Consider the following 23873-nt stretch of genomic DNA (forward strand, 5'->3'; position numbering starts at 1 on the left):
TGTTCTGTCAGGATTTGTCATGGAACAACCGCCCCCCGGCCCCTTTCTCCGAGACGCTCGCGCCTCGGCCATTGGTTCTACGCCTCAGGTCCCGGTCGCCCTCCGTGGCCGCCCGTAACCTGCGCAACTGACAGCGTGTCGGTTTCTCAGGAGTCGAGATACGTGAGGACGGCCAGCACCCGGCGGTGATCCCCGTCACTCGGCGACAGACCCAGCTTGAGGAAGATGTTGCTGACGTGCTTCTCCACCGCACCGTCGCTCACCACCAGCCGCCGTGCGATCGCGGAGTTCGTCCGCCCCTCGGCCATCAGCCCCAGGACTTCCCGCTCCCGTGGCGTGAGGTTCGCCAGCACGTCCTGCTTACGGCTACGGCCCAGAAGCTGCGCGACCACTTCGGGATCCAGCGCGGTGCCCCCCTCGGCGACCCGGACCACCGCGTCGACGAACTCCCGCACATCGGCTACCCGGTCCTTGAGGAGATAGCCGACGCCGTGACTGGATCCCGCCAGCAATTCCGTCGCGTACTGCTCCTCGACGTACTGCGACAGCACCAGCACCCCCAGCCCCGGGTGCTCACGCCGCAGCCGCACCGCGGCCCGCACCCCCTCGTCCGTGTGCGTCGGCGGCATCCGTACGTCCGCCACCACCACGTCCGGCAGCTCGCTCTCGGCGGCCAGCTCCCCGATGACCTTGATCAACGCCTCGGCGTCGCCCACCCCCGCCACGACGTCGTGCCCACGGTCGGTCAGCAACCGGGTCAGGCCCTCCCGAAGCAGCACCGAGTCCTCGGCGATGACCACCCGCACCCTGTCCTCCACGACTTTTCCAGCCCCCACGTTCCGGCATTTCCCCACCCTGCGCCCCCAGCATCCCAGCATCCGAACCCGCCCGCTCCCACCTGCCGGGAATCGGCGGGGAACTCCGGACGTGAGGAGGCGGGGCGGGGCGGTGGTGGGGGAGGGGAGCGACGGTGGTTGGGGAGAGGGGGCGGGGGTGGGCATCAGGGGGCCGGGGGCCTGGGGGCCCAGGGCCTGGGGATCTGGGGGCCTGGGGCCCAAGGTCTGGGGATCGGGGGGGCTGGGGCCTGGGTGTGTCGGCCGGTTGGCTGGGGTGGTGGGTCAGCCGCGCCAGGGCAGGTCGGCCGTGATGGCGGTCGGGCCGCCCGAAGGGGAGTCGACGACGAGGAGGCCGTCGACCGCGCTGAGCCGTTCGGCCAGGCCCGCCAGCCCGCTGCCCGTTTCCGTGCTCGCGCCCCCCTGCCCGTTGTCCGCGACCAGCACCATGAGCCGGTCCGCCGCCCGCCACACGTCGACGGTGACGCTCGTCGCCCGGGCGTGCTTGGAGACGTTCTGGAGCAGTTCGGAGACGGTGAAGTAGGCGATGCCCTCGATGGCCGGGGCCGGGCGGTGGTCCAGGTCCACGGAGGCCTTGACCGGCACCGTGCAGCGGGCGGCGAGGGCCGACAGGGCCGGGCCCAGCCCGCGGTCCGTGAGGATCGCCGGGTGGATGCCGCGCGCGAGGTCCCGCAGCTCCTGGAGGGCGACCTTCACCTCGCCGTGCGCCTCGTCCACCATCCTGGCCGCGGCTTCCGGGTCCTGCGCCAGCTTCTCCTTCGCCAGGCCCAGGTCCATGGCCAGCGACACCAGCCGGGCCTGCGCGCCGTCGTGCAGATCGCGCTCGATGCGCCGCAGGTCGGCGGCGGCGGTGTCCACGACCACCCCGCGGTCCGTCTCCAGCTCCGAGACGCGCGTGGCGAGCGGGGAGGGGCCCAGCAGCCCGTGCACCAGGACCCGGTCCACGTGCGCCAGCCCGCGTATCACCCACGGTCCGGCCAGAACGAGCAGCAGGCCGATTCCGCCGGCTGCCGCCATGCCCGGAGCGGTGCCCAGGTAGACGCCGTTGCCCTGGCCGTCGCCCCACAACTGGATGCCCGGCTGGTCGAGGTAGGCGGGGAACGTCCACTGCCACAGCGGGTAGAGGAGCAGCGCCCAGCCCACCGTCCAGAAGGTCAGCGAGAAGCAGAAGGCGAAGACCGCCCAGGGGAGGTGGAGTATGGAGTACACCAGGTGGCGCCAGGAGACGCCGCTCTTGAGGACCGCGCCGACCCAGCTCATCAGCCCCGGCTTGGCGGCCCGCACCGGCTCCGGGTGGTCCACGTCCAGGTCCAGCAGAGCGCGCGCCCGCAGGCGCTCCAGGGCCCCGAATCCCCGGCAGCCGATCAGCGCGCCCGCGAGCACCGGTATGCCCAGGAAGGTGATCAGCAGGCCGGCGCCGAGCGAGACCATGGTGATGGCGTAGCTGAACATCACGCAGGCCACCGGGAGGCTCAGCAGGAGGTAGAGGAACTCCCGCCAGGTACGGCCCGAGAAGGGGGCGCGCAGTGCGACGGGCACGCGCGAGGCTGGTGGGCGGGGTCCGTAGGCGGTGTCCATGGTCTCGTCGTCCGTTCTGCCGGGTCCGGGTCGGCCTGCCGCCGGCGCCCTTGCGCGCCCTCGGCAGTGTCGAGCTGCTGCCGCCGTCAGATCCGCTGCGTACGACTCTGCCGACTGCCTCAAGACTCCGCGTTCGGCGCCGTCCGCGCCATGAGGGAAAACGCAGTCTTCACCCTGGGGTTTTCCCCACCCCCCGGGGGGGGCGTCGCGTGACCGCTCGCCCGTTCCCGCCCCCCACCAGCGACGCGGGCACCACGCCCTATCGCTGAGGCGTCCGCTCCCTCTTGCCCCGCCTGCCCGCCCTGCCGCCACCGCGCGCTGCCGTGTCCGGCTCCGCGCCCGTTCCGGCGGGCTTGCGCCCGGCCCCTTCCCCCGCCCGGTCCCGCCACGGCAGTTCGGCCGTCACGCGTGTCGGCCCGCCGGCCGGTGAATCGAGGACGAACACCCCGTCCACCGACCCCAGCCGCTCCGCGAGGCCGGCCATCCCGCTGCCGCCGTCCAACCGCGCACCACCGCGACCGTCGTCCTGGACCTGGATCAGCAGCCGGTCCTGGGCGCGCCAGAGTTCCACCCGCGCGGTACGCGCGCCACTGTGCTTGGAGACGTTCTGCAGCAGCTCCGAGACGGTGAAGTACGCGATGCCCTCGATCGCCGGAGCGGGCCGCTGTGCCATGTCCACGTCCACCGTGACCGGGACCGTGCAGCGTCCCGCCAGCGAGGTGAGGGCGGGCCCCAGCCCGCGGTCCGTGAGGATCGCCGGGTGGATGCCGCGGGCGAGGTCGCGCAGTTCCTGGAGGGCGAGTTTCACCTCGCCGTGCGCCTCGTCGACCATCCGCGCCGCCGCGTCCGGGTCCTCCAGCAGCTTCTCCTTCGCCAGGCCGAGCCCCATCGCCAGGGCGACGAGCCGGGCCTGCGCGCCGTCGTGCAGGTCACGTTCGATGCGGCGCAGGTCGGCGGCGGCGGTGTCGGAGACCGTCGCGCGGTCCGTCTTCAGCTCGGCGATCCGCCGTTCCAGCTCGTCGGAGGGCGACAGCAGGCCGCGCACCATCATCCGGTCGACGTTGGCCAGCCCGCGCGCGATCCAGGGCAGGGCGGGCCAGAGCAGGAAGAACGAGACGAGCGTCAGCGGAAAGGTCACGATCGACCACGGCAGCCGGATGAACGCGTACAGCGCGTGCCGCCACCCCACCGGGTCCTTCAGCCGCGTCCACAGCCAGGCGAAGAAACCGTTCCCCGCCGTGTGCAGCGGGCTGGGCTCGTCCACCCGTACGCCCAGCAGTCGCCGCGCGCGGGCACGCTCCAGCTTCCCGTACTGACGGCACACCAGGAGCCCCACCGCGAGCAGCGGCAACCCGATGACGGTCACGGACAGCCCGATGCCCGCCACCAGCCAGACGGTGACCACGGCGAAGGCCAGGACGCCCAGCGGGAGGTCGGTCAGGAGGTGCACGACCTCCCGCCAGGTCACGGCGGTGAGCGCGGCGCGTGGCGGCGGCAGGGGCTCGCCGCGGCCGGTGGCGCCCGACGCCGGTGTGGGCCGTCCGGAGAGGTGGTCGTGGCGTCGCTCGTGAGCGGAACGTGCGGTCATACGCCCTAGCTTGCCGGTCACCACCCGTAGTGACCATGGGGAACGTCGGTGACCGGGGGTGGGGTTTTCCTCACCCCGTCGCCCCGGTGAAGAAGCGGGCCGTGGCGGGCGCGGCTTGTGTGAAGGCGCCCAGGGCGGCTTGGATCTGCGACATGAGTGAGCACCAGCAGGGGCCGTACGGGCAACAGAACCCGTATGGACAGCAGAACCCGTACGGACAACATGGGCCATACGGCCAGCAGTCCGACGGACAGCAGACACCGTACGGACAACAGCCGCCTTACGGGCAGCAACCGCCCTACGAGGCGTACGGGCAGGCACCGGGATACGGGACACCGGGTCAGCAGGGCTACCCGGTGTACGGGGCGCCGCAGGCGGGCGGACCGCCCATAGCCATGCTGGCAAGTCAGGGGGCGCGGCTCGGGGCGCGGGCGCTGGACGTGCTCTTCCAGGCCGGCGCGGTTTTCGCCGTGATCGCGGTGATCGGCCTCCTCCAGGCCGTGCTGCCGGGCGGCCCCGGGGTGGGCATTCCGACGGCCCTGGTCGGGTTCGTCTGCGTCGTCGCGGTGGTCCTCTACGAGCCGTTCATGAACTGGAAGTTCGGTGCCACCTTCGGGAAGCGGATCTGCGGTGTGCGGATCGCCCGGCTGAGCGACGGGACCGGGATCTCCTTCGGGCAGGCGCTGGGGCGTTGGGCCGTGGTGTTCCCGATGGGGTTCGTCCCGTTCCTGGGGCTGCTCAACGTGCTGTGGTGCTGCTGGGACGAACCGTTCCGCCAGTGCTTGCACGACAAGGTGGCCGGCACGGTGGTGGTCAAGCGCGTGTAGGCGCCCGGCCAGGTACCGGGCCGAGGGCGGTCGCGGGTGGTCGGGGCAGGTGGTTCCGGGGCGGGAGGGGCGGGTCGTATCGTGTCGCGGGGCGGTGGGGTGGGTTCCGGTTCTAGTACGGGGGCGTGGTCGGCATGGTGCGTGCTGAGGCCGGGCAGCGGGTGACGCTGCGACGGGTGGTGCTGGCGGGCGAACGGCGGCGGGTCGACCTGGTGTTGCCCGCACATGAGCCGGTCGGTGCGCTGCTGCCCGACATCCTGCGGGCGATCGGCGAGCGGGCGGCGCACCAGCCGCCGACGTACCGTCTGGTGACGGCGGGCGGAGCCGTGCTCGCCCGGAGCGAGACGCTCGCCTCCGCGAACGTGGCGGACGGGACCGTCCTGCGACTGCTCCGGGAGCACGGCACGCCGAAGGCCCCGGCCGGCCCCGGCGAGGCGGCCGGTGACCTGGACGGACGTTACAAACGCGGCATACGCGGCGAGCACGGCGAACACGACACATGTGCTGAACGCGACGCACGCGCTCAATACGACGCACACGCTCGATACGAGGCATACGGCCCACGCGACGCATACGACGGTCGCGGCGGTTCCGGCGCGTACGCCTGGCGGTGGGACGAGCGGAGCCGGACGGGGGCGGCGGTCGTGGCCGCCGTGCTGCTCGCGGCCGCCGTCGCAGGCTTCGCCGACGACCGGTACGGGCCCGACCGGGCCGGACCGTGGCTCGGCCTGGCCGCACTGGTCACGGCCGGAGCCGGGGCGGCGGCCGGCTCGCTGCTCACCAGGAAGGCGCTGGGTACCGCGCTGCTCCTGGTAGGCGGAACGCTCGGGGCGTTCGCCTCCTGGGGCGTGACGTCGGACGCCGCCCCGCGCCTGGCCGCCGTCGGACTGACGCTGGCGGTCGTCCTCGCGCTGCTCGGGCTCTGTACGGGGCTGGGGCGGGGCGGACTCGTCGGTGCGGCGGCCGTCGCGGCGGCGGTCGGTGTGTGGGAGGCGGGGCTGGCGGTCGCCGGCCCGGCACGTACCGGTGTCGCGCTGGGCGTGGTCTCGGTCCTCGTTCTGGGATACCTGCCGCGGCTCGCGCTGGCGTCGGCCGGGCTGACCCGCCTGGACGGCCGTCACCCCGGGGGCGCCCCGGTCGGCCGGCAGCGGGCCGCGGCGGCACTGAGCACCACGCACCGCGGGCTCACCCTGGCCGCCGTCACGACGGCCGGGTCGGCCGGGGCGGCGGGTGTGCTGGCCGTCGGCGGCGCCGGGGACGCGCCCGGAGCGGCGGCGGACGGCTGGGCGGTGGCGGCCGCGGTGCTGCTGTGCGTCGTGCTGTTCTCGCGGGCGCGGGCCTACCCGCTGGCCCTGGAGGTCATGGCGCTGCTGGTGGCCGGTGCGGCGGTCGGCGTACGGCTCCTCCTCCTGTGGGCCACCGACGGCGGGAACCCGGCAGGTGCGCTGACCGTGCTGTGCCTGCTGTCGGTGCTGCCGCTCGCGGCTCTCGCGGCGCGGCCCCCGGAGCCCGTACGGATGCGGGTGCGGCATGTGATGAACCTGGTCGAGTCGGTGAGTGTGGTGGCGCTGGTTCCGGTCGCCGTCGGGGCGTTCGGGGCGTACGGCGGTCTGCTGGACATGTTCTGACCGGTCGGCCGAGTCGACGAAAATGATCGGCCGCGACGGTCGACCGGAGCGATCAGTCCGACCAGAAGGGGCGGCGGAGGGTTCATGTCGGAACAGGCAGGACAGCCGGGACGGCCAGGACAGGCGGGACGCCAGGGAGGGCCGGAGCAGGTGGGGCGGTCGGAGCAGGCAGGCCAGACGGGTCAAACGGGTCAAACGGGTCAGACGGGGAATCCGGGAGGCTCGGGGTGGCCGGGAGGGACGGGGTCACAGGGAGAGGTGAGGCGGCAGGTGGCTTCGGGGCAGGTGATTCCGAGGGTGCCTCCGATGCCCGGGTACGCCCCGGGGGTGGGCGGCGGCGCGGTGCCCACGCCGAGTGCCATGCCGTTGCCCGAGGCTGCGTCCACGTCCACGCCTGCATCCACGTCCACGTCCACGTCCACGTCCACGTCCGCGCCCGCGTCCGTCCCCGTGCCCGCGCCCGCTCCGGCCCCCGTGCTGGCGCCCGGCCCGGGGCCCGCACCCGTACCGGCGGCGAGCGTGCCTCCGACGGCAATCGCTCCTCCGACAGCGACCGCTCCTCCGGCGGCCCCGACCGCCCCGACCGCCCCGGCGTCGCAGGTGCAGCAGCGAACCCAGCAGCCGTATGCTCCGCGCTCCGTCCCCACGCCCTCCGTCCCCACGCCCTCCGTCCCCGCGCCTTCCGTCCCCACGCCCTACGCCCTCACGCCTTACGCGCCCACCCCCGTCTCCGTGCCCGTCCTCCCGCCGGAGCTCGACGGGGTGCAGGCCAAGCCCCGGCACGGTGAGTCCGTCGCCCGTAGGGCAGGGCGGGCGCTGCGGCGGGTGTTCGCCTCCTCCGCGGCGGCCGAGACCGAGGCCGTCACGCGCGCCGCGCACGCCATCCAGCAGCCCGTGACCACCGGCCGCCAACTGGCCGTCTCCAGCATCCGCGGTGGCGCGGGCAAGTCCACGGTCGCCGCCCTGCTGGCCCTCACGTACGCGCACTACCGCTCGGACCCGGTGCTCGCGGTGGAGGCCGACCCGGCCCTGGGCACGCTGCCGCACCGGCTGGGCGCGCGGGAGGTCCGCTGGTCCAGCACCGACCTGGCGCAGATCGTCGACCCGTCCATGCTGATCACCGACCTGACCGGCTACCTCCTGCCGTTCACGGGCGGCGGCTGGCTGCTGCCCGGCAGTCAGGGGTCGATCGGTACGCGGCTGGACATCGACACGTACCGCATCGTCATGACCTCCCTGCGCCGCCACTTCGCCACCACGGTCGTGGACTGCGAGACGCTGCCGGCCGAGGTGGCGCGTACCGCGCTGGTCACCACTCAGGCGCGGGTCCTGGTGACGCCGGCCACCGTGGCGGGCGTACTGGCGACCACGTCCGTACTGGAGTGGATGGGCGGGGTGCACCGCGGACTGCTGCCGACCACCGTCGTCGTGCTCAACCACACCTCGCCCGACGGAGGCATCGACGTACGGAAGGCCGTCGAGCACCTGGGGACGGGCGGCGCCGCGGTGCTCCCGCTGCCGTATGACCGGCATCTGGCCGGCGGCGGTGCCGTCCGTACGGAGCTGCTCGGCGAACGGACGCGGGAGGCGGCGGCGCGGCTCGCGGCCGAGGTGATGGACCGCGCGGTCTCGCGCGGGCCGGGCCGGCCGCGCGGAAGCTGACCCCGTCGCACGGCGGCCGCGGGGGAGGGCCAGGTGGGGCGAAGTCGGGCCATAGCTGCCCGCCATGTGACGCGACTGCTCACCTGGGGCGGGCCAGGGCCTAGACTCCCGTGCGTACAGATCGTCGAAGTCGTTGAACGAGAGCAGTCAGGGAGCGAGGGCGGACGTGCCGGACGCGACCGTACGCACCAGCATTGCCGCGGACTATTTCCAGGGGTACTCGGTCGTCGGGCTCATCGCCGTGATCGGCGTGCTCTTCGTGGCCGTGGCCTTCGGTGCCGGGCGGCTGCTGCGGCCCGTGGTGCCCACTCCCGAGAAACTGCTCACCTACGAATGCGGCGTGGACCCGGTGGGCGAGGGCTGGGCACACACCCAGGTCCGCTACTACGTCTACGCCTTCCTGTACGTGATCTTCGCCGTCGACTCGATCTTCCTGTTCCCCTGGGCGACGGTCTTCGCCGCCCCCGGTTTCGGCGGCGTCACGCTGGTGGAGATGTTCATCTTCCTCGGTTTCCTGGCCGTCGGGCTGCTCTACGCATGGAAGAAGGGCGTCCTGGAATGGACGTGACGAACGCGAAGCCGGCCACGGCGCCGGGCACCGAGCTGCCTGTCGTGTCCGCCGGCGGCACCGTCGAACGACGCCGGCTGGGCCCGCTCGCCCGCCTGGCACCCGAACCCATGAAGGTGGTCCTCAACTGGGGCCGGCGCTACAGCCTGTGGGTCTTCAACTTCGGGCTCGCCTGCTGCGCGATCGAGTTCATCGCCGCCTCGATGGCGCGGCACGACTTCATCCGGCTGGGCGTGATCCCGTTCGCGCCGGGCCCCCGGCAGGCGGACCTCATGATCGTCTCCGGCACGGTGACGGACAAGATGGCGCCCGCGGTCAAGCGCCTCTACGAGCAGATGCCGGAACCGAAGTACGTCATCTCCTTTGGCGCCTGCTCGAACTGCGGGGGGCCCTACTGGGACTCGTACGCGGTCACCAAGGGCGTCGACCAGATCATCCCCGTCGACGTGTACGTACCGGGCTGCCCGCCCCGGCCCGAGGCGCTGCTGCAGGGCGTCCTCAAGCTTCAGGAGAAGATCGCCCGCGAGTCGCTGGGCGAGCGGTACGGCGTCACGGGCAACGGCGCCGCGGCTTCCGGGCCGTCGGCCGCCGCGCTGCGCAGTGGCCTGGTGACGCCGCCGGTGCCGGGGGCTTCGGCGGAGACCGGGACGCCCGGGACTGCGGCGGAGACCGGCGCTTCTGGGGGCACCGGCGTGACGCCCGGGGCTTCTGGGGGTTCCGAGATGACGCCCGGGGCCGGTGCCGCTGCGGGCGCCGATGCCGCTGACGGTGACGGTGAGCCGAAGGGAGCGGGGGACCAGTGAGCGACGAACAGCCTCCGGACCCGCAGGTCGGGAAGGCGCCAGCCGGGACGGCAGGGACTACAGGGGCGGCGGGGACGGCAGGGGCCGGGGCCGCCGAGGCCGCCACCGGTTCTGCCGAGGCCGCCGAGGCGCCGCCCGCGCCGCCCGTCGGCTGGCTGCCCGGACCCGCCACCGAGATCTTCGGCCCCGGCGCGACCGCCGAAGAGGCGTACGAACTGCTGACCGTCGACGTACCCGCCGACGCCTGGATCCCGGCGCTGACCGCCGCCCGCGACGACCTCGGGTGCAGCTTCTTCGACTGGCTGAGCGCGGTCGACGAGCCCGGCACCGGCTTCCGCGTCTGCGCGCACCTCGCCGACGTCGCCCGGCCCGGCCGCGTACGGCGCCTGGTGCTGCGCACCACCGTCCCGCACGAGACGGCCGTCCTGCCCACCGCCACCGGCGTGTACGCGGGCGCGGGCTGGCACGAGCGCGAGACGCACGAGATGTTCGGCGTGGACTTCACCGGCCACCCGTACCTGGAGCCCCTGCTGCTCCCCGAGAACTTCGAGGGCCACCCGCTGCGCAAGGACTTCGTGCTCGCCGCACGGGTCGCCAAGGCGTGGCCGGGGGCGAAGGAGCCGGGCGAGTCCGAGCACGGCGGGCCCAAGCGCCGCCAGATGCTGCCACCCGGTGTCCCCGACCCCAACGAGTGGGGACCGCTGAAGGGCCAGTTGCCGCCGGCCCCGGCCCGGCCTGCCCGCGGCGCGCGTGCGGCCGGTGCCCGCGCGGCCGGTGGCGCGGCGGGGGAGCGGCCTGCCCGCCGTACGCGTACGGCGGGCGCGGGCTCGGCGAGCCAGCAGAGCGCTGCGGACAGCGCGCAGGCACCGGCCACGGACGCGCCGACGGCCGCCGAGACCCCGGCCGCCGAGGTCCCGGCCGCCAGTCCGGAACGCCCCACCCGGCCGGAACGCCCTGCCCGCCGGATGCGCAGCGCAAGCCAGGGCTCAGCCAGCCAGCAGCCGGCCGATGAGCAGCGGACCGATGGGCAGCCGGCCGGCGAACAGCCGACCGGCCTGCAGTCGGCCGACCAGTCGGCGGCAGGTCAGGACGCGGCAGCCAAGGTCACACCAGCCACGGACGCGTCCGCCAAGGACGCGCCCGGCGCTGGCGCGAAGGCGAAGCCGCCCGCCCCCACCGGCTCCTCGGACGCCCCGTGGCACCACGCCCGCCCCGCATTCGAGGACGAGCCGAAGACCGGCGAGAAGCGCGAAGCCCCCGCTCCCGAAGGCAAGGCCGCAGCCGCAGAAGCGGCCCCGGCCGAAGCCGGGGAAAAACCCGGAGCCGAGGGAGAACCCGCCACCGAAGACAAGATCGCAGCCGCAGCAGAACCCACAGAACCCACAGAACCCACAGAAACCGCAGAAACCGCAGAAACCGCAGAAGAACCCGCCCCCGAAGGCACCCCTGAGAACAACGGCACCACCCCCGGCACCGGCGACGCAGCGGAAGAAGGCGGGACCAGACCATGAGCGACGCTCTCGACATCGCCCTGCGCCTGATCGCCGTCTTCGTCGCCTTCCTGGTCTTCCCGCTGGTCATCGGCCAGACCGAGCACAAGGTCATGGCCCATATGCAGGGCCGCCTCGGCCCCATGTACGCGGGTGGGTTCCACGGCTGGGCGCAGCTCGTCGCCGACGGCGTGAAGTTCGCGCAGAAGGAGGACGTGGTGCCGGCCGGTGCCGACCGGCGGATCTTCCAGCTCGCGCCCGCCGTCGCGCTCCTGCCGTATCTGCTCGTGCTGGTCGCCATCCCGCTCGGCCCGGACAACGCGGTCGGGCAGTCGCTGGACGCGGGCGTCTTCTTCGTCCTCGCCGTCATGGGTGTCGGCGTGCTGGGTTCGCTGATGGCGGGCTGGGCGTCGGCCAACAAGTTCTCGCTGCTCGGCGGGTTGCGTACGGCGGCCCAGCTCCTCGCGTACGAGCTGCCGATGCTGCTCGCCGCCGCCTCCGTCGCGATGGCCGCCGGAACGCTCTCGCTGCCCGGCATCCTGGACGCCTTCCACTGGTGGTGGGTGCCGTGGCAGATCGTCGGCGGCCTGGTCTTCTTCACGGCCGGGCTGGCCGAACTGCAGCGGCCGCCGTTCGACATGCCGGTCGCCGACTCCGAGATCATCTTCGGCGCGTACACCGAGTACACCGGGCTGCGTTTCGCGCTGTTCCTGCTCGCCGAGTACGCGGGCATCCTCGTCCTGTGCGCCCTGACCTCCGTACTCTTCCTCGGCGGCTGGCACGGACCGTTCGGCGCCGACGGGCTCGGCTGGCTGTGGACGCTGCTGAAGACCGCGGTCCTCGCCTTCGGCGTGATCTGGCTGCGCGTCAGCTACCCGCGGCTGCGTGAGGACCAGCTCCAGAAGCTGGCCTGGACCGTGCTGATCCCGCTGGCCCTCGCCCAGATCGCCCTCACCGGCGTCGTCAAGGTGGTGATCTCGTAATGGCCCCGGAGAAGAAGTCCGGATGGCCCGGCAGCGGCCTCGCCAAGGGGCTGGCCGTGACGCTTCGTACGATGACGAAGCGTTCGGTCACCGAGCAGTACCCGGAGGTCCAGCCCGAACTGGCACCCCGCACCCGCGGTGTGATCGGGCTCTTCGAGGAGAACTGCACGGTCTGCATGCTCTGTGCGCGCGAGTGCCCGGACTGGTGCATCTACATCGACTCCCACAAGGAGACGGTGCCGCCGGCCGCCCCCGGTGGCCGCGAGCGCAGCCGTAACGTCCTGGACCGCTTCGCCATCGACTTCTCCCTCTGCATGTACTGCGGTATCTGCATCGAGGTGTGTCCTTTCGACGCGCTGTTCTGGTCGCCGGAGTTCGAGTACGCCGAGACCGACATCCACAACCTCACCCACGAGCGGGACAAACTCCGCGCCTGGATGTGGACGGTCCCGGAGCCACCCGCCCTCGACCCCGCGGCCGAGGAGCCCAAGGAGATCGCCGCCGCCCGCAAGGCCGCCGACAAACTCGCCGCGCAGGAAGCGGCCGCCCGGCAGCAGGCGGCCGAGGAAGCAGCCCGGCACACCGCCCAGGAACAGGAGGGGGAAGCGTGACGCTCGCCGCCGCAAGCCACGGCTTCCTCTCCCCGACCGGGGTCGAGATCGCCTTCCTCCTGGTCGGACTCGTCACCCTCGGCGCAGCCGTGGTCACCGTCACCACCAAGCAACTGGTGCACGCCGCTCTGTGGCTGGTGGTCGCCCTCGGCGGCATCGCCGTCGAGTACCTCCTGCTGACCGCCGAATTCATCGCCTGGGTGCAGGTCCTGATCTACGTCGGGTCCGTCGTCGTGCTCCTGCTGTTCGGGCTGATGCTCACCAAGGCCCCCATCGGCCGCGCCCCGAACGCCGACTCCGGCAACCGCTGGGCCGCGCTCACCATGGCCGTCGCCTCCGCCGCCGCGCTCGTCTGGGTCGTCACGGACGCGTTCCGTACGACCTGGATCGACCTGGACGGCGCGGTCCAGGGCTCCACCGAAGCCTCCGGGCGCAGCCTGTTCCAGTACTGGGTGCTGCCGTTCGAAGCGCTCTCCGTCCTCCTCCTCGCCGCCCTCGTCGGCGCGATCGTGCTCTCCCGCAAACACGGCGACCGCGAGCGCACCGCCGACCGCCGGCCGGACGGCGACCGTGGGCGAGCCGGTGCCCGCCCGGCGGACGGTGACCGCGCCCCGGCCGCCGACCGCACGCGACCCGGCGACCGCGCACACCTCGGAGAGGACCAAGGCTGATGCATCTCGCTTACCCCGCCGTCCTCGCCGTCCTCCTGTTCTGCGTCGGCCTGTACGGCGTCCTCGCCCGCCGCAACGCGATCCTCGTCCTGATGTCCGTCGAGCTGATGCTCAACGCCGTCAACCTCAACCTGGTGGCGTTCGACGTCTGGCTGCGCGACAAGCTGCACGCCGGCCAGGCGCTCACCCTCTTCACCATCGCCGTGGCCGCCGCCGAGATCGGCATCGGCCTGGCAATCGTGCTGCTCGTGTACCGCAACCGCGGCAGCTCGGACGTCGACCGGCTCCGCGACCTCGCCGAGCGGCCGGACGGCAGCGACCCGAACGATGACCTCACCGGCGGTGCGGACGGCGCCGCCGGCCGGCCGCGGCCGGACCACCGGGCGGAGGCCGCCGCGTGACGACCACGACCACCGCCGTACTCGTTCCCCTCCTCCCTTTCCTCGGCGCCCTCGGAGGCATCCTCCTCGGCCGCCGGGCGCCCGGGTTCGTGCGCCCGCTGGCGATCCTGCCGACCGTCGCCGCGGCCGCGCTGGCCGTCGTCGTGGCCGTCTCCCAGGGCGGTGGCGCCGGCGCGGGGAAGGCCCCGGTGGACGCCGCGACCCGGCTCACCCCCACCGGCTCGGTCCCCATCGACCTCGCCCTGCACATCGACGGCTTCGCCGCCCTCGTCGCCGTCCTCGTGGCCGTCGTCGCCTGCTGCGTGCAGCTCTACTCGACCGGCTACCTGCGTGACGACCCGCGCTACCCCTCCTACGCCGCCCTGGTCTCCCTCTTCACCGCCGCGATGCTGCTGGTCGTCTACTCCGGCGACCTGATGGTGCTGCTGGTGGGCTGGGAGATCATGGGCATCTGCTCGTACTTCCTGGTCGGCCACTACTGGGAGACCGAAGCCGCCCGCTCCGCCTCCCTCAAGGCGTTCCTCGTCACCAAGCTGGGCGACGTCCCCTTCCTCTTCGGCATCTTCGCGCTCGCCGCCGACGCCGGGACGTTCCGCATCACCGGCATCCTCAAGACCGTCGCCGTCGGCGGCCTGGACCACCCCACCCTGATCGCGCTGCTCCTCCTGGCCGGTGTCGCGGGCAAGTCCGCGCAGTTCCCGCTGCACACCTGGCTGCCCGACGCGATGGCCGGCCCGACCCCGGTCTCGGCCCTCATCCACGCGGCCACCATGGTCGCCGCCGGTGTCTACTTCGTCGCCCGTCTCCTCCCCGTCTTCGCGGCCTCCGCCACCGCGATGGTCGTGCTCGCCGTCATGGCCGCGGTCACCATGGTCGGCTCCGGTCTCGCGGCCCTGGCGCAGGACGACATCAAACGCGTCCTGGCCTACTCGACGGTCGGCCAGCTCGGCTACATGACCGGCGCCCTGGCCGTCGGCGACCGCGGCGCCGCCGTCTTCCACCTCCTGTCGCACGGCGCGTTCAAGGCCCTGCTCTTCCTCGCCGCCGGGGTGGTCATCCACGCCGCCGGCACCAACTCGCTGGCCGCCATGTCCCGGATGCGCGGCCTGGCCCGGCGCGTCCCCGACGCCTACTGGACGATGACGGTCGCGCTGCTCGCCCTCGCCGCCATCCCCCCGTTCGCCGGCTTCTTCTCCAAGGAAGCCGTCCTGGGCGCCGCCGAACACGCCGTCACCGGTCACGCGACGGCCTCCGGCACGCTCGCCGCCGTCCCGACGGCGGCCGGCTGGACCGTCCTGCTCGCCGGCCTGCTCACCGCCCTCCTCACCGCCGGCTACGCGACCCGGCTGTGGCTGCTGGCCTTCCACGGCAAGGGCCCGGAACCCGCCCCCGACCACGGCAAGCAGCCGCTCGTGATGAACACCGTGCTGTGGGTGCTGTTCGTCCCCACCCTCACGCTGGGCCTCGTCACCCCCGTCCTTCCCGACTGGTTCGACGGCCGCTCGCTGACCCCGACCCTGACCACCTCCGTCCTGGGCACCGGCGTCGCCCTCGTCGGCGCGCTGGTCACGTACGGAGCCTGGCGGCACACCACCGCTCTCGCGGCCCGTGTCCCGCTCGGCGCGGTCGCCGTGGCCCCGGACGCCGCCCCCGCGGACTCCGAGGAGAGCGCCATCGCCACCCACGCCGCGGCCTACGGCGACAACGCCGGTGCCCCGGACCCCGCCGACCCCGGCCGGCTCCTCCTGGGACCGCTGCACCGCCCCGCCGCCGTCGGCTTCCACCTCGACGCCGTCTACACCGCGCTGTTCGTCCGGCCGGTGCGGGCCGGCGCCCGGCTCGTGCGCTTCCTCGACCGCGAGGTCGTCGACACGTACGTGCACGGTGCGGGCGCCGCCTCCCGCCGGCTGGGAGCCGCCGTCCGCCGCGCCCAGACCGGCAATGTGCAGACCTACCTGGGCGCGCTGCTCGCGGGCTCGTTCGTCCTGGCCGTCGCCGTCGTCCTCGTCGCTACGGGCACGGGAGCCTGACCGTGAATCACACCGCTATGCAGCTTCTCCTCGCGGCCGTCGTCGTCCTCCCCCTGCTCGGCGCGGTCGCCGCCCTGCTCCCGGCCCCGCCCGGTCTCCGGGGCCGCAACCCCGACCAGGCCGTACTGCGCCACGGCGTGACCGTCACCGGTGTCGTCCTGGCCGCGGCCGTGGCCCTGGCCGTCGGCTTCGACCACGACCACCCGGCCCGGATGCAGGCCACCACCGACATCAGTTGGATCCAGGCTCTCGGCATCCGGATCCATCTCGGCATCGACGGCATCTCGCTCCCCCTCCTCGTCCTGACCGCGCTGCTGACCTTCCTGTGCGCGCTCTACAGCTACTTCCACATGCCGGTGGGCCCGTCTCCCAAGGCATTCGTGGCTCTGCTCCTGGTCCTGGAGGCCGGCACCCTCGCCACCTTCGCCGTCCTGGACCTCGTGCTGTTCTTCCTCGCCTTCGAGATGGTCCTCATCCCGATGTACTTCCTCATCGCCCGCTGGGGCGGTGCGCAACGGACGTACGCGGCGTGGAAGTTCATCCTCTACACCCTCCTCGGCTCGGTCGTGATGCTGCTGGGCCTCCTCCTCGTCGGCCTGAAGTCCGGCACGTTCGACATGGTGGCACTCGCCACTGACAACGGCCCGAACTCCCAGCTCAGCCACACCGTTCAGCTTCTGGCGGTGCTCGCGATCGGCATCGGACTGGCCGTCAAGGCACCGATGTGGCCCCTGCACAGTTGGCTGCCCGACGCGCACACCGCCGCCCCCACCGTCGGGTCCGTGCTCCTGGCGGGCGTCCTGCTGAAGATGGGCACGTACGGCTTCGTGCGCATCGCGCTGCCCATCGCGCCGGACGGCATGCACACCTTCGCTCCGTACCTCGCGGCCTTCGCCGCCGTCGGCATCGTCTACGGCTCGCTCGCGTGCCTGGCCCTCGCCCGGCGCGGCGCCAAGGGCGACCTCAAGCGCCTGATCGCGTACAGCTCGGTCGGCCACATGGGCTTCGTCCTGCTCGGCATCGCGACCATGACGCCGACCGGCGTCAACGGCGCGCTGTTCGCCAACATCGCGCACGGCCTGATCACCGGCCTCCTCTTCTTCCTGGTCGGCGCCCTCAAGGACCGGTACGGCACCACCGACCTCGACCAGCTCGCGGGCCGCACCGGCGCCGCCCTGTACGGGCGCGCACCGCGCTTCGGCGGCCTGCTGGCGTTCGGCGCCATCGCCTCCCTCGGCCTGCCCGGGCTCGCCGGGTTCTGGGGCGAGATGCTGGCCATGTTCGGCGCGTTCGAGCCCGCCGCGGGTCTCAGTCGCCCCGCGTTCCTCACCTTCATGGCGCTGGCCGGCCTCGGTACGCTCCTCACCGCCGGATACCTGCTCATCGTCGTACGGCGGGTGTGCATGGGAGGCAGGGAGACGGCCGAGGGCGGCGTGGCTGCCGCGGCGACCGGTCCGCACGAGACCGCCGGGTCCGGTGTGACGACCGGGGCCGAGACGGCCGGTGACGCCGGGGCCGCCGGTGACGGCGCCACCCGCACCGCCCCCGTCATCCCCGACCTGGCCCGCCACGAGTACGCGGCCTGGACCCCCCTCGCCGTGCTCACCGTCCTCGCCGGCCTGTGGCCCGCGGCCCTCCTCGGCCTCACCGACCCGGCCGTCCAGCAGCTCCTCGGAGGCGGTAAGTGATGAGTTCCGTGACCTCCCTGGTCCAGTCCGTCGACTGGGCCGCCGTCGCACCGCCCACCATCACCGCCGTCGTCGCCCTGGCCGTCCTGGTCGCCGACCTCTTCGTCCCGGAGCACCGCAAGCCGCTCCTCGGCTGGTGCGCGATCGGCGGCCTCGCGCTGGCCGCTCTCTCGCTCATCCCCCTGGTGGCCGGGGACCGCCGTACCTTCTGCCTGACCACGGACCCCGGCGTGTGCAGCTACGCCGCCGACCACTTCGCCGTCGTCATCCAGTTCCTGGTGCTGGCCGGGGCCCTGCTGACCGCTCTGCTGTCCGTCACCGCCGTCGAGGACCACCGCCTGCCCGCGGGCGAGTTCTGGTTCCTGCTGCTGTCCTCCGCGGCGGGCGCGGCCCTGCTGCCCGCCTCCCGGGACCTGGCGACTCTCGTCATCGCCCTCGAAGTGGCCTCGCTGCCCGCCTTCGCCCTGGTGGGGATCCGGCGCGCGAACCGGCTCTCCTCCGAGGCGGCCCTGAAGTTCTTCCTGTCCTCGGTGGCGGCCACCGCGGTCATGCTCCTGGGCGTCAGCTTCGTCTACGCGGCGACCGGCAGCCTGCACCTGTCCCGCGTCGCCACCGCTCTCAGGGACCTGCCCGACCCCCAACTGGCCACCCTGGCCACGGCGGGCGTCGCCCTGACCCTCGTCGGCTTCGCCTTCAAGACCGCCGCCGTGCCGTTCCACTTCTGGGTGCCCGACACCTATGTGGGCGCGCCGCTGCCGGTCGCCGCCTACCTCTCCGTCATCGGCAAGGCCGTCGGTTTCTCGGGCCTCATCCTGGTCACGGTCGAGGGCTTCCCCTCGTACGCGGACGTCTGGGGCCCGGCCGTCGCGGTCCTGGCCGCGCTGACCATGACCGTCGGCAACGTCGCCGCGCTGCGCCAGGCGCCGGAGCGCGCCCACAGCGCGGTCCGCCTGCTCGCCTGGTCCTCGGTGGGGCAGGCCGGCTACCTCCTGGTGCCGATCGCCGCCGCCGGGTACGCCGAGGACGCGGCACACGCCATCGGCTCCACCGTCGCGTACGCCCTGATGTACGCGGCCGTGAACCTCGGCGCCTTCGGGGTGGCCGCGCTCGTGGCCCGTACGAGCCCCGCCAACCGCATCAGTGACTACCGCGGCCTCTCCGCGCGCCGCCCCCTGGCCGCGCTGGCCCTCGGCTTCTTCCTGCTCTGCCTCGCGGGCCTGCCGCCCGGCATCATCGGCCTGTTCGCCAAGGTCACCGTCTTCTCGGCGGCCGTCGACGCGGGCCTGGGCTGGCTCGCGGTGGTCATGGCCGTCAATGTGGTGATCGCGCTCTACTACTACCTCCAGTGGACGGCGGTGCTCTTCCGTACGGCGGAGGAGACGGCCGGCACCGAGGCCGAGGCGGAGGCCGGATCCCGGGTGAGTGCCGGTGTCGGTACCGGTACGGACACCGGAGCGGGCGGCGGCGCCCTCGAAGGGGCCCGTACGCAGGCTCCGGCCGCCGTCAAGGCACCCGCCGGAGTTCCGCAGGCGAGGATCCCGGGTCCGATCGCCGCGGCCGTCGCCCTCGCCGCCGTCCTCGGCATCGTCCTGTCCGGAGCGCCGCAGCTCGTCCTCCGGTTCGCGTCCGGCGCGCTCCTCTGAGGGCGCCGCGACGGCGTACCGCGATCGCCGTCTGACCGTTCACCGACCACTTCCGTTCTCCCGGCCGCGACCTCCGGCCGTTCCGTGCAGGATCCGTGGCCGCCTTCTGGCCGGACTGCGCCCTGCCCGCATCCGCTGCCGGGGGAGCGCACGGGAAGCACCCTCGCGCGGGCTCACTCGCACGGCCGTATGCCGTCCCCGCGTGCACAAGGGAACTAGCGCCCCTCATCTGGCGTTGACCAGACAGAAAGGGTCCACTGAAAAGTGGAGGAAACGTCAGCAAAGGGTTCCCCTGCCGCACCACCTGGAGGGCGTACCGTGCACCGCAGGCACAACGGGCTCAAGACCGCCGTACTCCTCGGGGGACTGTCCGCACTCATCATCGTCATCGGCGGATTCTTCGGCCGTACGGGCCTGGTCATCGCGGTCCTCGTGGCCCTGGGAACCAACGCCTACGCGTACTGGAACAGCGACAAGCTCGCGCTGCGGGCGATGCGCGCCCGCCCCGTCAGCGAGTTCCAGGCCCCGCAGCTCTACCGCATGGTCCGTGAGCTGTCCACGGCCGCGCGCCAGCCCATGCCCCGCCTGTACATCTCACCGACCCAGGCGCCCAACGCCTTCGCCACCGGCCGCAATCCGCGCAACGCCGCCGTCTGCTGCACGGAAGGCATCCTGCACCTCCTGGACGAACGCGAACTGCGCGGCGTCATCGGCCACGAACTCAGCCACGTCTACCACCGCGACATCCTCATCTCGTCCGTGGCCGGAGCCCTGGCCTCGGTGGTGATGTTCCTGGTCAACTTCGCCTGGCTGATTCCCATAGGCCGCTCCGACGACGACGAGCGCCCCGGCATCGTGGGGATGCTCCTGGTCATGATCCTCGGACCGGTGGCGGCCTCCCTCATCCAGCTCGCCGTCAGCCGCTCCCGTGAGTACCAGGCCGACGCCTCCGGCGCCCAGCTCACCGGCGACCCGCTCGCCCTGGCCTCCGCGCTGCGCAAGCTGGAGGCGGGCACCCGGCAGCTCCCGCTGCCGGCCGAACCACGGCTGGAGACGGCCAGCCACATGATGATCGCCAACCCGTTCCGGCCCGGCGACGGCATGACCAAGCTCTTCTCGACCCACCCGCCGATGCGCGAGCGCATCACCCGCCTCGAACAGATGGCGGGCCGCCACTCCTGATCCCCGGGCCCCGGCGCCCCGACCCGCCACGGCCTGCAACGATTCCGCCCGCCCCGGCGTCTCCCAGGAGGTAAGACACAACCACCGCACGACTTCGGTGCATGGAAGGCTGCCGCTCATGAAGCTCATCCTCAACGTCATCTGGCTGATCCTGAGCGGCTTGTGGATGGCCATCGGTTACGTCATCGCGGGCGTCATCTGCTGCGTCCTGATCATCACGATTCCCTTCGGCATCGCCTCGTTCCGCATCGCGGGCTACGCGCTGTGGCCCTTCGGCCGTACGACGGTGGAGCGGCGCGACGCGGGCGCCGGCTCGCTCATCGGCAACGTCATCTGGGTCGTCTTCGCGGGCTGGTGGCTGGCGGTCGGCCACATCGTCACGGGCCTCCTGCAGTGCGTGACGATCATCGGCATCCCGTTCGGCGTCGCCAACTTCAAGATGGTGCCGCTCTCCCTGTTCCCGCTCGGCCGCGAGATCGTCCCGACGGACCAGCCCTTCGCCGGGCGGTACTGACCCGGGCGCGGGAGAGGGGCGGTCCCGCGCCGCCACGGCCCGCCACCCGGCGGGCGCCCGCTCCCCGCCCCTCGCGCCCATCGCCGTACGGGCCCTCACCGCCGTACGAGCCCACGGGGCGTCACGTACCGCTTGAAGCCGAGGGGTGTGACACCCGGGATGCTCTCGATGAGGTTCATCACCGCCCCGCCCTGCTGGAGGGACGTTTCGACCATGCGCTGGTGCGCGGCCTCGTCCGTCCACTCGCTGTAGTTGAAGACCCGGGTGCCGCCCTCGCTGATGTGGAAGTTCGAGGAGATCCCGCCGGACCCGGTCCGCGAGGTCTCGGCGGAACCCGGCTGCACGCCGCCCATCATGTCCAGCAGACCGTCGACGAGCTGCCGCGCGGCCTCGTGACCCGTCGTCTCGAAGGAGACGGTCACGACGCACCCCGGCTCCGGCTGCCCGCCCTGCGGCAGCAGGCTGCGGTAGTAGCGGTAGCCCCGTGCCCCGCCCGCCCCGACGGCCCGCTGGGCCGCCCCGGCCGGTCCGTCCTCCCACTGCCCGAAGGCGAGCACGGTGCGGCCGTCCGTCCCGGTGAGGAAGACCTGCGAGACCAGGCCGTCCGGCAGCGGCGCCGACTGCACCGCCCGCGCGGCACCCTCGGCCATCGCCTGCTGTCGCTCGGGGCTCCCCGCGTCCCACTCACTGATCAGTACGGTGCCGACGCCGGCCCGCCGCACATCGGGCAGGGTGTCCGCCCGGAACCGGTCCGGGTCCTGGAAGCCGGCCGGTGTTCCGCTCGGTGCCGTGGTCGGGGTGTGCGCTGCCTGCCGGGTGTCCGTTTCCGAAGTCATGCGAGCACTCTCGGACCTCAATCAAACCTGAGGTCAAGTCCCCGATGGCGAGGGCCGCTCCCGACGTTGATCCCCGAGCCTCCGGGCCCCGCTTCCGGCCCCGCTTCCGGGCGGACCGTCCGACCCGCGAGCCGTGTGCGAGGGTGTCCCCTTCGAGGGTGATCCGGCATACGGGGGCGAGCGACGGCCATGGTGCGAACGGGCAGATGGGCCGCGGCGGTTCTGACGGCCGTCGTCGCGCTGGTGCTGCTCGGGCCGGGGGCCGGCGGGCCCGACGGAGCGCGCCGGGACGGTAGGGGGGCGTCCTTCACGCTCCGTTCGCACGCCTCGTACGCCGTCGCCGCGGGCACCCCCACGAAGCCCCCCAAGGGCATCCCCCGCCTCACGCCCGCTTTCGGGAACACCGGGGACGCCCCGGCGCCCCACGGCGTGGTGCTGCGCGTGGACCTCGAAGACGCGGGGTTCCTCGCCGGCGGCGCCCCCGCGGTCCACGACAACTGCTACTACGCGCGGGACGGCAGCTCGGTCTCCTGCGAATTCCCGGACGCCGTGCCCGTGGGCGCCGCGTACGAGACCGCCGAGCCCCTCCCGGGGGTCACCGGCGCTGCGGCCGCGATCGAGGGGGCGTACAGGTACTCCGTCCGGCCGCTGGGCGGCCCGCCGCCCCCGCACACCGAGAACCACAGAGCTGGATTCCAGCGCGGTACCGGCCCCGCGCTCGGTCTCGTACCGGTCGATGTCGACACGCTCAAGGGCGGCGGCGAACTGCGCTTCGCCTCGCCGCCGTTCAGTGGCAGAGCGGACCGGTCGGCCAAGGGATTCACGATCCGCGGCAGGGTCGGTGAGTACGTCTCCGTGGAGATGGGCGGCGTCGGCCAGGGGACCGGCAGGGTGCGCGTGGAGCTGCCGCCGGGCACGTCGTTCGCCCCGCTGTCGCGGGCGGAGCGGGACGGGACCCCGTCCGAGATCTACGAATGCGGGCGTGACGACCTGGACGGACACATCCACTGCAACAGCGCACTCGCGAACGTGACGCTGCGCGTGCGGATCGACCGGCGGGTGGGGAACGCCGTGGGAAGGGTTTCGGTGCGCGAGCCCGTCGAAGGGGACACCGATCCCGCGAACAACTCCGCGCCGATAGCGCTGGAGATCACGGGTACCGCCCCGCCCGGCGAGACCGTCCCGCCCGTACAGGCCGGCCCCGGCGCGCCGCGCGCGCCCCAGGACGACGGCCGCCCCCGGAGGGCCGAACTGGCCGTGGCCGCTTCGGCCGCCGCTCTCGCCCTGCTGACCGTCCTCGTCACCCGCCGCGGCCGCGCCCGGCGGGCAGCGTCGGTACACCCGTACCCGCGTCGGTGACCTGCCGGGACAACACAACGAGGGCCACCGGCGAGGCGGCCCCCGGCAACGTGCCCCCGTTGTGCCGTCCGGCGTGTCCCGGGCTCAGCGAGGATTCACCGGTAGTTCACGAACTGCAGCGCGAAGTCCAGGTCCTTGCCCTTGAGCAGTTGCTGCACGGCCTGGAGGTCGTCCCGGCTCTTCGAGCTGACGCGCAGCTCGTCGCCCTGCACCTGCGCCTTGACGCCCTTCGGGCCCTCGTCGCGGATGATCTTGGCGACCTTCTTCGCGTTGTCCTGCGAGATCCCCTCCTCCAGGGAGGCGAAGATCTTGTACTCCTTGCCGGAGGCCTGCGGCTCGCCCGCGTCCAGCGCCTTCAGCGAGATCCCGCGCTTGATCAGCTTGGACTGGAAGATGTCGAGGACAGCCTTGACGCGCTCCTCGGCGTTGGCCCGCATCTCGATCTTCTCGCCCGACCACTCGATCGACGCGCCCACGCCCTTGAAGTCGTAGCGCTGGGAGATCTCCTTGGCGGCCTGGTTGAGGGCGTTGTCGACCTCCTGCCGCTCGACCTTCGAGACGATGTCGAAACTGGAGTCGGCCATCTTGAGTTGGCTCCTCGTACGTAGATCCGTCAGGGGTACGGCCCATTCAGGACCGCCCCGCAAGCCTAGTCACCCCGGGCATGATCGGGCCGGGAAGAACCGGGTGGCGAACCACCCCCGGCCATCGGGTATGGTTTACGTCGTTGCCACCGAGCACCGCCACACCGGCGGATCTCCCGGCAGCGAACCCATGGCGGTGTGCCCGAGCGGCCAAAGGGAGCAGACTGTAAATCTGCCGGCTCAGCCTTCCCAGGTTCGAATCCTGGCGCCGCCACAGGTCCGAAAAGGCCCTGATCCGTGCGAACGGATCAGGGCCTTTTTGCTTTTCCACGGCGGGCCCCCACCCTTCCCAGGGCAGGGGCCCGGCCCGGCT

At 72.7% G+C, this 23873-nt stretch carries 22 protein-coding genes and 1 tRNA gene; 17 read left to right on the plus strand and 6 right to left on the minus strand.

From position 1 onward, the window contains the following. Positions 1–146: 146 nt before the first annotated feature. The 3 genes from ACH4EB_RS14245 to ACH4EB_RS14255 form a co-directional block, all read right to left on the minus strand. Positions 147–818 (minus strand): response regulator, encoded by a 672-nt coding sequence (locus tag ACH4EB_RS14245; protein ID WP_398347744.1) that lies wholly within the window; start codon positions 816–818, stop codon positions 147–149. 300 nt (positions 819–1118) lie between these two features. Beyond that, on the minus strand, positions 1119–2432 hold the full coding sequence (locus ACH4EB_RS14250) for a sensor histidine kinase (protein ID WP_398347745.1): 1314 nt from the start codon (positions 2430–2432) through the stop codon (positions 1119–1121). 259 nt (positions 2433–2691) lie between these two features. Further along, positions 2692–4020, minus strand: coding sequence for a sensor histidine kinase (locus ACH4EB_RS14255; RefSeq protein WP_398347746.1), 1329 nt, complete (start codon positions 4018–4020; stop codon positions 2692–2694). 152 nt (positions 4021–4172) lie between these two features. On the opposite strand from ACH4EB_RS14255, the gene ACH4EB_RS14260 reads away from it, so the two are divergent. Beyond that, on the plus strand, positions 4173–4847 hold the full coding sequence (locus ACH4EB_RS14260) for an RDD family protein (protein WP_398347747.1): 675 nt from the start codon (positions 4173–4175) through the stop codon (positions 4845–4847). 134 nt (positions 4848–4981) lie between these two features. After that, the gene (locus ACH4EB_RS14265) at positions 4982–6475 is read left to right on the plus strand and encodes an EsaB/YukD family protein (RefSeq protein ID WP_398347748.1); all 1494 of its coding nucleotides are present in this window, start codon (positions 4982–4984) and stop codon (positions 6473–6475) included. 200 nt (positions 6476–6675) lie between these two features. Here the strand turns inward: ACH4EB_RS14265 and ACH4EB_RS14270 are convergent, their stop codons facing one another. Next, positions 6676–6903: a hypothetical protein gene (locus ACH4EB_RS14270; RefSeq protein ID WP_398347749.1), complete on the minus strand. Its 228-nt coding sequence runs from the start codon at positions 6901–6903 to the stop codon at positions 6676–6678. Between the two features lie 304 nt (positions 6904–7207). Between ACH4EB_RS14270 and ACH4EB_RS14275 the strand changes: the two genes are divergently transcribed. From ACH4EB_RS14275 to ACH4EB_RS14335, 13 genes are all read left to right on the plus strand, one after another. Continuing rightward, entirely contained in the window at positions 7208–8137 is a 930-nt protein-coding gene (locus ACH4EB_RS14275; RefSeq protein WP_398347750.1) for a hypothetical protein, read from the plus strand. Between the two features lie 166 nt (positions 8138–8303). Beyond that, complete coding sequence (locus tag ACH4EB_RS14280; protein ID WP_003983386.1) at positions 8304–8705, plus strand: NADH-quinone oxidoreductase subunit A; 402 nt, start codon at positions 8304–8306, stop codon at positions 8703–8705. Then, positions 8696–9508, plus strand: a complete 813-nt coding sequence (locus ACH4EB_RS14285) for an NADH-quinone oxidoreductase subunit B (protein WP_398347751.1) — start codon at positions 8696–8698, stop codon at positions 9506–9508. The genes ACH4EB_RS14280 and ACH4EB_RS14285 overlap by 10 nt, the downstream gene beginning before the upstream one ends. After that, positions 9505–11019 carry an NADH-quinone oxidoreductase subunit C gene (locus ACH4EB_RS14290; RefSeq protein ID WP_398347752.1) on the plus strand — a complete coding sequence of 505 codons (1515 nt, stop codon included), beginning with the start codon at positions 9505–9507 and terminating at the stop codon, positions 11017–11019. The genes ACH4EB_RS14285 and ACH4EB_RS14290 overlap by 4 nt, the downstream gene beginning before the upstream one ends. Further along, entirely contained in the window at positions 11016–11981 is a 966-nt protein-coding gene (locus ACH4EB_RS14295) for an NADH-quinone oxidoreductase subunit H (protein WP_398347753.1), read from the plus strand. Before ACH4EB_RS14290 ends, ACH4EB_RS14295 begins: the two co-directional genes overlap by 4 nt. Then, positions 11981–12592 (plus strand): NuoI/complex I 23 kDa subunit family protein, encoded by a 612-nt coding sequence (locus ACH4EB_RS14300; RefSeq protein ID WP_398347754.1) that lies wholly within the window; start codon positions 11981–11983, stop codon positions 12590–12592. Before ACH4EB_RS14295 ends, ACH4EB_RS14300 begins: the two co-directional genes overlap by 1 nt. Beyond that, entirely contained in the window at positions 12589–13263 is a 675-nt protein-coding gene (locus ACH4EB_RS14305; RefSeq protein ID WP_398347755.1) for an NADH-quinone oxidoreductase subunit J, read from the plus strand. The genes ACH4EB_RS14300 and ACH4EB_RS14305 overlap by 4 nt, the downstream gene beginning before the upstream one ends. Continuing rightward, a complete protein-coding gene (nuoK, locus tag ACH4EB_RS14310) occupies positions 13263–13664 on the plus strand; it encodes an NADH-quinone oxidoreductase subunit NuoK (RefSeq protein WP_398347756.1) in 402 nt (133 codons plus the stop codon). The genes ACH4EB_RS14305 and nuoK overlap by 1 nt, the downstream gene beginning before the upstream one ends. Continuing rightward, positions 13661–15694: an NADH-quinone oxidoreductase subunit L gene (locus ACH4EB_RS14315; protein ID WP_398347757.1), complete on the plus strand. Its 2034-nt coding sequence runs from the start codon at positions 13661–13663 to the stop codon at positions 15692–15694. The genes nuoK and ACH4EB_RS14315 overlap by 4 nt, the downstream gene beginning before the upstream one ends. A gap of 17 nt (positions 15695–15711) precedes the next feature. Beyond that, positions 15712–17382: a NuoM family protein gene (locus ACH4EB_RS14320; protein WP_398348113.1), complete on the plus strand. Its 1671-nt coding sequence runs from the start codon at positions 15712–15714 to the stop codon at positions 17380–17382. Then, complete coding sequence (locus ACH4EB_RS14325) at positions 17382–19025, plus strand: NADH-quinone oxidoreductase subunit N (protein ID WP_398347758.1); 1644 nt, start codon at positions 17382–17384, stop codon at positions 19023–19025. The genes ACH4EB_RS14320 and ACH4EB_RS14325 overlap by 1 nt, the downstream gene beginning before the upstream one ends. Before the next feature lie 318 nt (positions 19026–19343). After that, on the plus strand, positions 19344–20207 hold the full coding sequence (htpX, locus tag ACH4EB_RS14330; RefSeq protein WP_398347759.1) for a zinc metalloprotease HtpX: 864 nt from the start codon (positions 19344–19346) through the stop codon (positions 20205–20207). A gap of 118 nt (positions 20208–20325) precedes the next feature. Further along, on the plus strand, positions 20326–20721 hold the full coding sequence (locus ACH4EB_RS14335; protein ID WP_398347760.1) for a YccF domain-containing protein: 396 nt from the start codon (positions 20326–20328) through the stop codon (positions 20719–20721). Between the two features lie 95 nt (positions 20722–20816). Here the strand turns inward: ACH4EB_RS14335 and ACH4EB_RS14340 are convergent, their stop codons facing one another. Next, positions 20817–21557 (minus strand): hypothetical protein, encoded by a 741-nt coding sequence (locus ACH4EB_RS14340; RefSeq protein WP_398347761.1) that lies wholly within the window; start codon positions 21555–21557, stop codon positions 20817–20819. 189 nt (positions 21558–21746) lie between these two features. Here ACH4EB_RS14340 and ACH4EB_RS14345 point away from each other — a divergent pair, with 189 nt between their 5' ends. Next, entirely contained in the window at positions 21747–22916 is a 1170-nt protein-coding gene (locus ACH4EB_RS14345) for a hypothetical protein (RefSeq protein ID WP_398347762.1), read from the plus strand. A gap of 95 nt (positions 22917–23011) precedes the next feature. Here ACH4EB_RS14345 and ACH4EB_RS14350 read toward each other — a convergent pair whose 3' ends face one another. After that, on the minus strand, positions 23012–23500 hold the full coding sequence (locus ACH4EB_RS14350; protein ID WP_398347763.1) for a YajQ family cyclic di-GMP-binding protein: 489 nt from the start codon (positions 23498–23500) through the stop codon (positions 23012–23014). Between the two features lie 192 nt (positions 23501–23692). Between ACH4EB_RS14350 and ACH4EB_RS14355 the strand changes: the two genes are divergently transcribed. After that, positions 23693–23774, plus strand: a tRNA-Tyr gene (locus tag ACH4EB_RS14355). The last annotated feature ends 99 nt before the right edge of the window (positions 23775–23873 follow it).

It is taken from the genome of Streptomyces sp. NPDC018045 (genome assembly GCF_044327445.1).
In the GTDB taxonomy this organism is placed as follows: Bacteria; Actinomycetota; Actinomycetes; order Streptomycetales; family Streptomycetaceae; genus Streptomyces.

What these genes read in the sequence shown, in the direction of transcription:
- ACH4EB_RS14260 (WP_398347747.1), top strand. Translation starts at nt 4,173, where the DNA reads ATGAGTGAGCACCAGCAGGGGCCGTACGGGCAACAGAACCCGTATGGA.
- ACH4EB_RS14255 (WP_398347746.1), bottom strand. Translation starts at nt 4,020, where the DNA reads ATGACCGCACGTTCCGCTCACGAGCGACGCCACGACCACCTCTCCGGA.
- ACH4EB_RS14335 (WP_398347760.1), top strand. Translation starts at nt 20,326, where the DNA reads ATGAAGCTCATCCTCAACGTCATCTGGCTGATCCTGAGCGGCTTGTGG.
- ACH4EB_RS14340 (WP_398347761.1), bottom strand. Translation starts at nt 21,557, where the DNA reads ATGACTTCGGAAACGGACACCCGGCAGGCAGCGCACACCCCGACCACG.
- ACH4EB_RS14345 (WP_398347762.1), top strand. Translation starts at nt 21,747, where the DNA reads ATGGTGCGAACGGGCAGATGGGCCGCGGCGGTTCTGACGGCCGTCGTC.
- ACH4EB_RS14295 (WP_398347753.1), top strand. Translation starts at nt 11,016, where the DNA reads ATGAGCGACGCTCTCGACATCGCCCTGCGCCTGATCGCCGTCTTCGTC.
- ACH4EB_RS14300 (WP_398347754.1), top strand. Translation starts at nt 11,981, where the DNA reads ATGGCCCCGGAGAAGAAGTCCGGATGGCCCGGCAGCGGCCTCGCCAAG.
- ACH4EB_RS14265 (WP_398347748.1), top strand. Translation starts at nt 4,982, where the DNA reads ATGGTGCGTGCTGAGGCCGGGCAGCGGGTGACGCTGCGACGGGTGGTG.
- ACH4EB_RS14320 (WP_398348113.1), top strand. Translation starts at nt 15,712, where the DNA reads ATGCAGCTTCTCCTCGCGGCCGTCGTCGTCCTCCCCCTGCTCGGCGCG.
- ACH4EB_RS14325 (WP_398347758.1), top strand. Translation starts at nt 17,382, where the DNA reads ATGAGTTCCGTGACCTCCCTGGTCCAGTCCGTCGACTGGGCCGCCGTC.
- ACH4EB_RS14350 (WP_398347763.1), bottom strand. Translation starts at nt 23,500, where the DNA reads ATGGCCGACTCCAGTTTCGACATCGTCTCGAAGGTCGAGCGGCAGGAG.
- ACH4EB_RS14285 (WP_398347751.1), top strand. Translation starts at nt 8,696, where the DNA reads ATGGACGTGACGAACGCGAAGCCGGCCACGGCGCCGGGCACCGAGCTG.
- nuoK (WP_398347756.1), top strand. Translation starts at nt 13,263, where the DNA reads ATGCATCTCGCTTACCCCGCCGTCCTCGCCGTCCTCCTGTTCTGCGTC.
- ACH4EB_RS14250 (WP_398347745.1), bottom strand. Translation starts at nt 2,432, where the DNA reads ATGGACACCGCCTACGGACCCCGCCCACCAGCCTCGCGCGTGCCCGTC.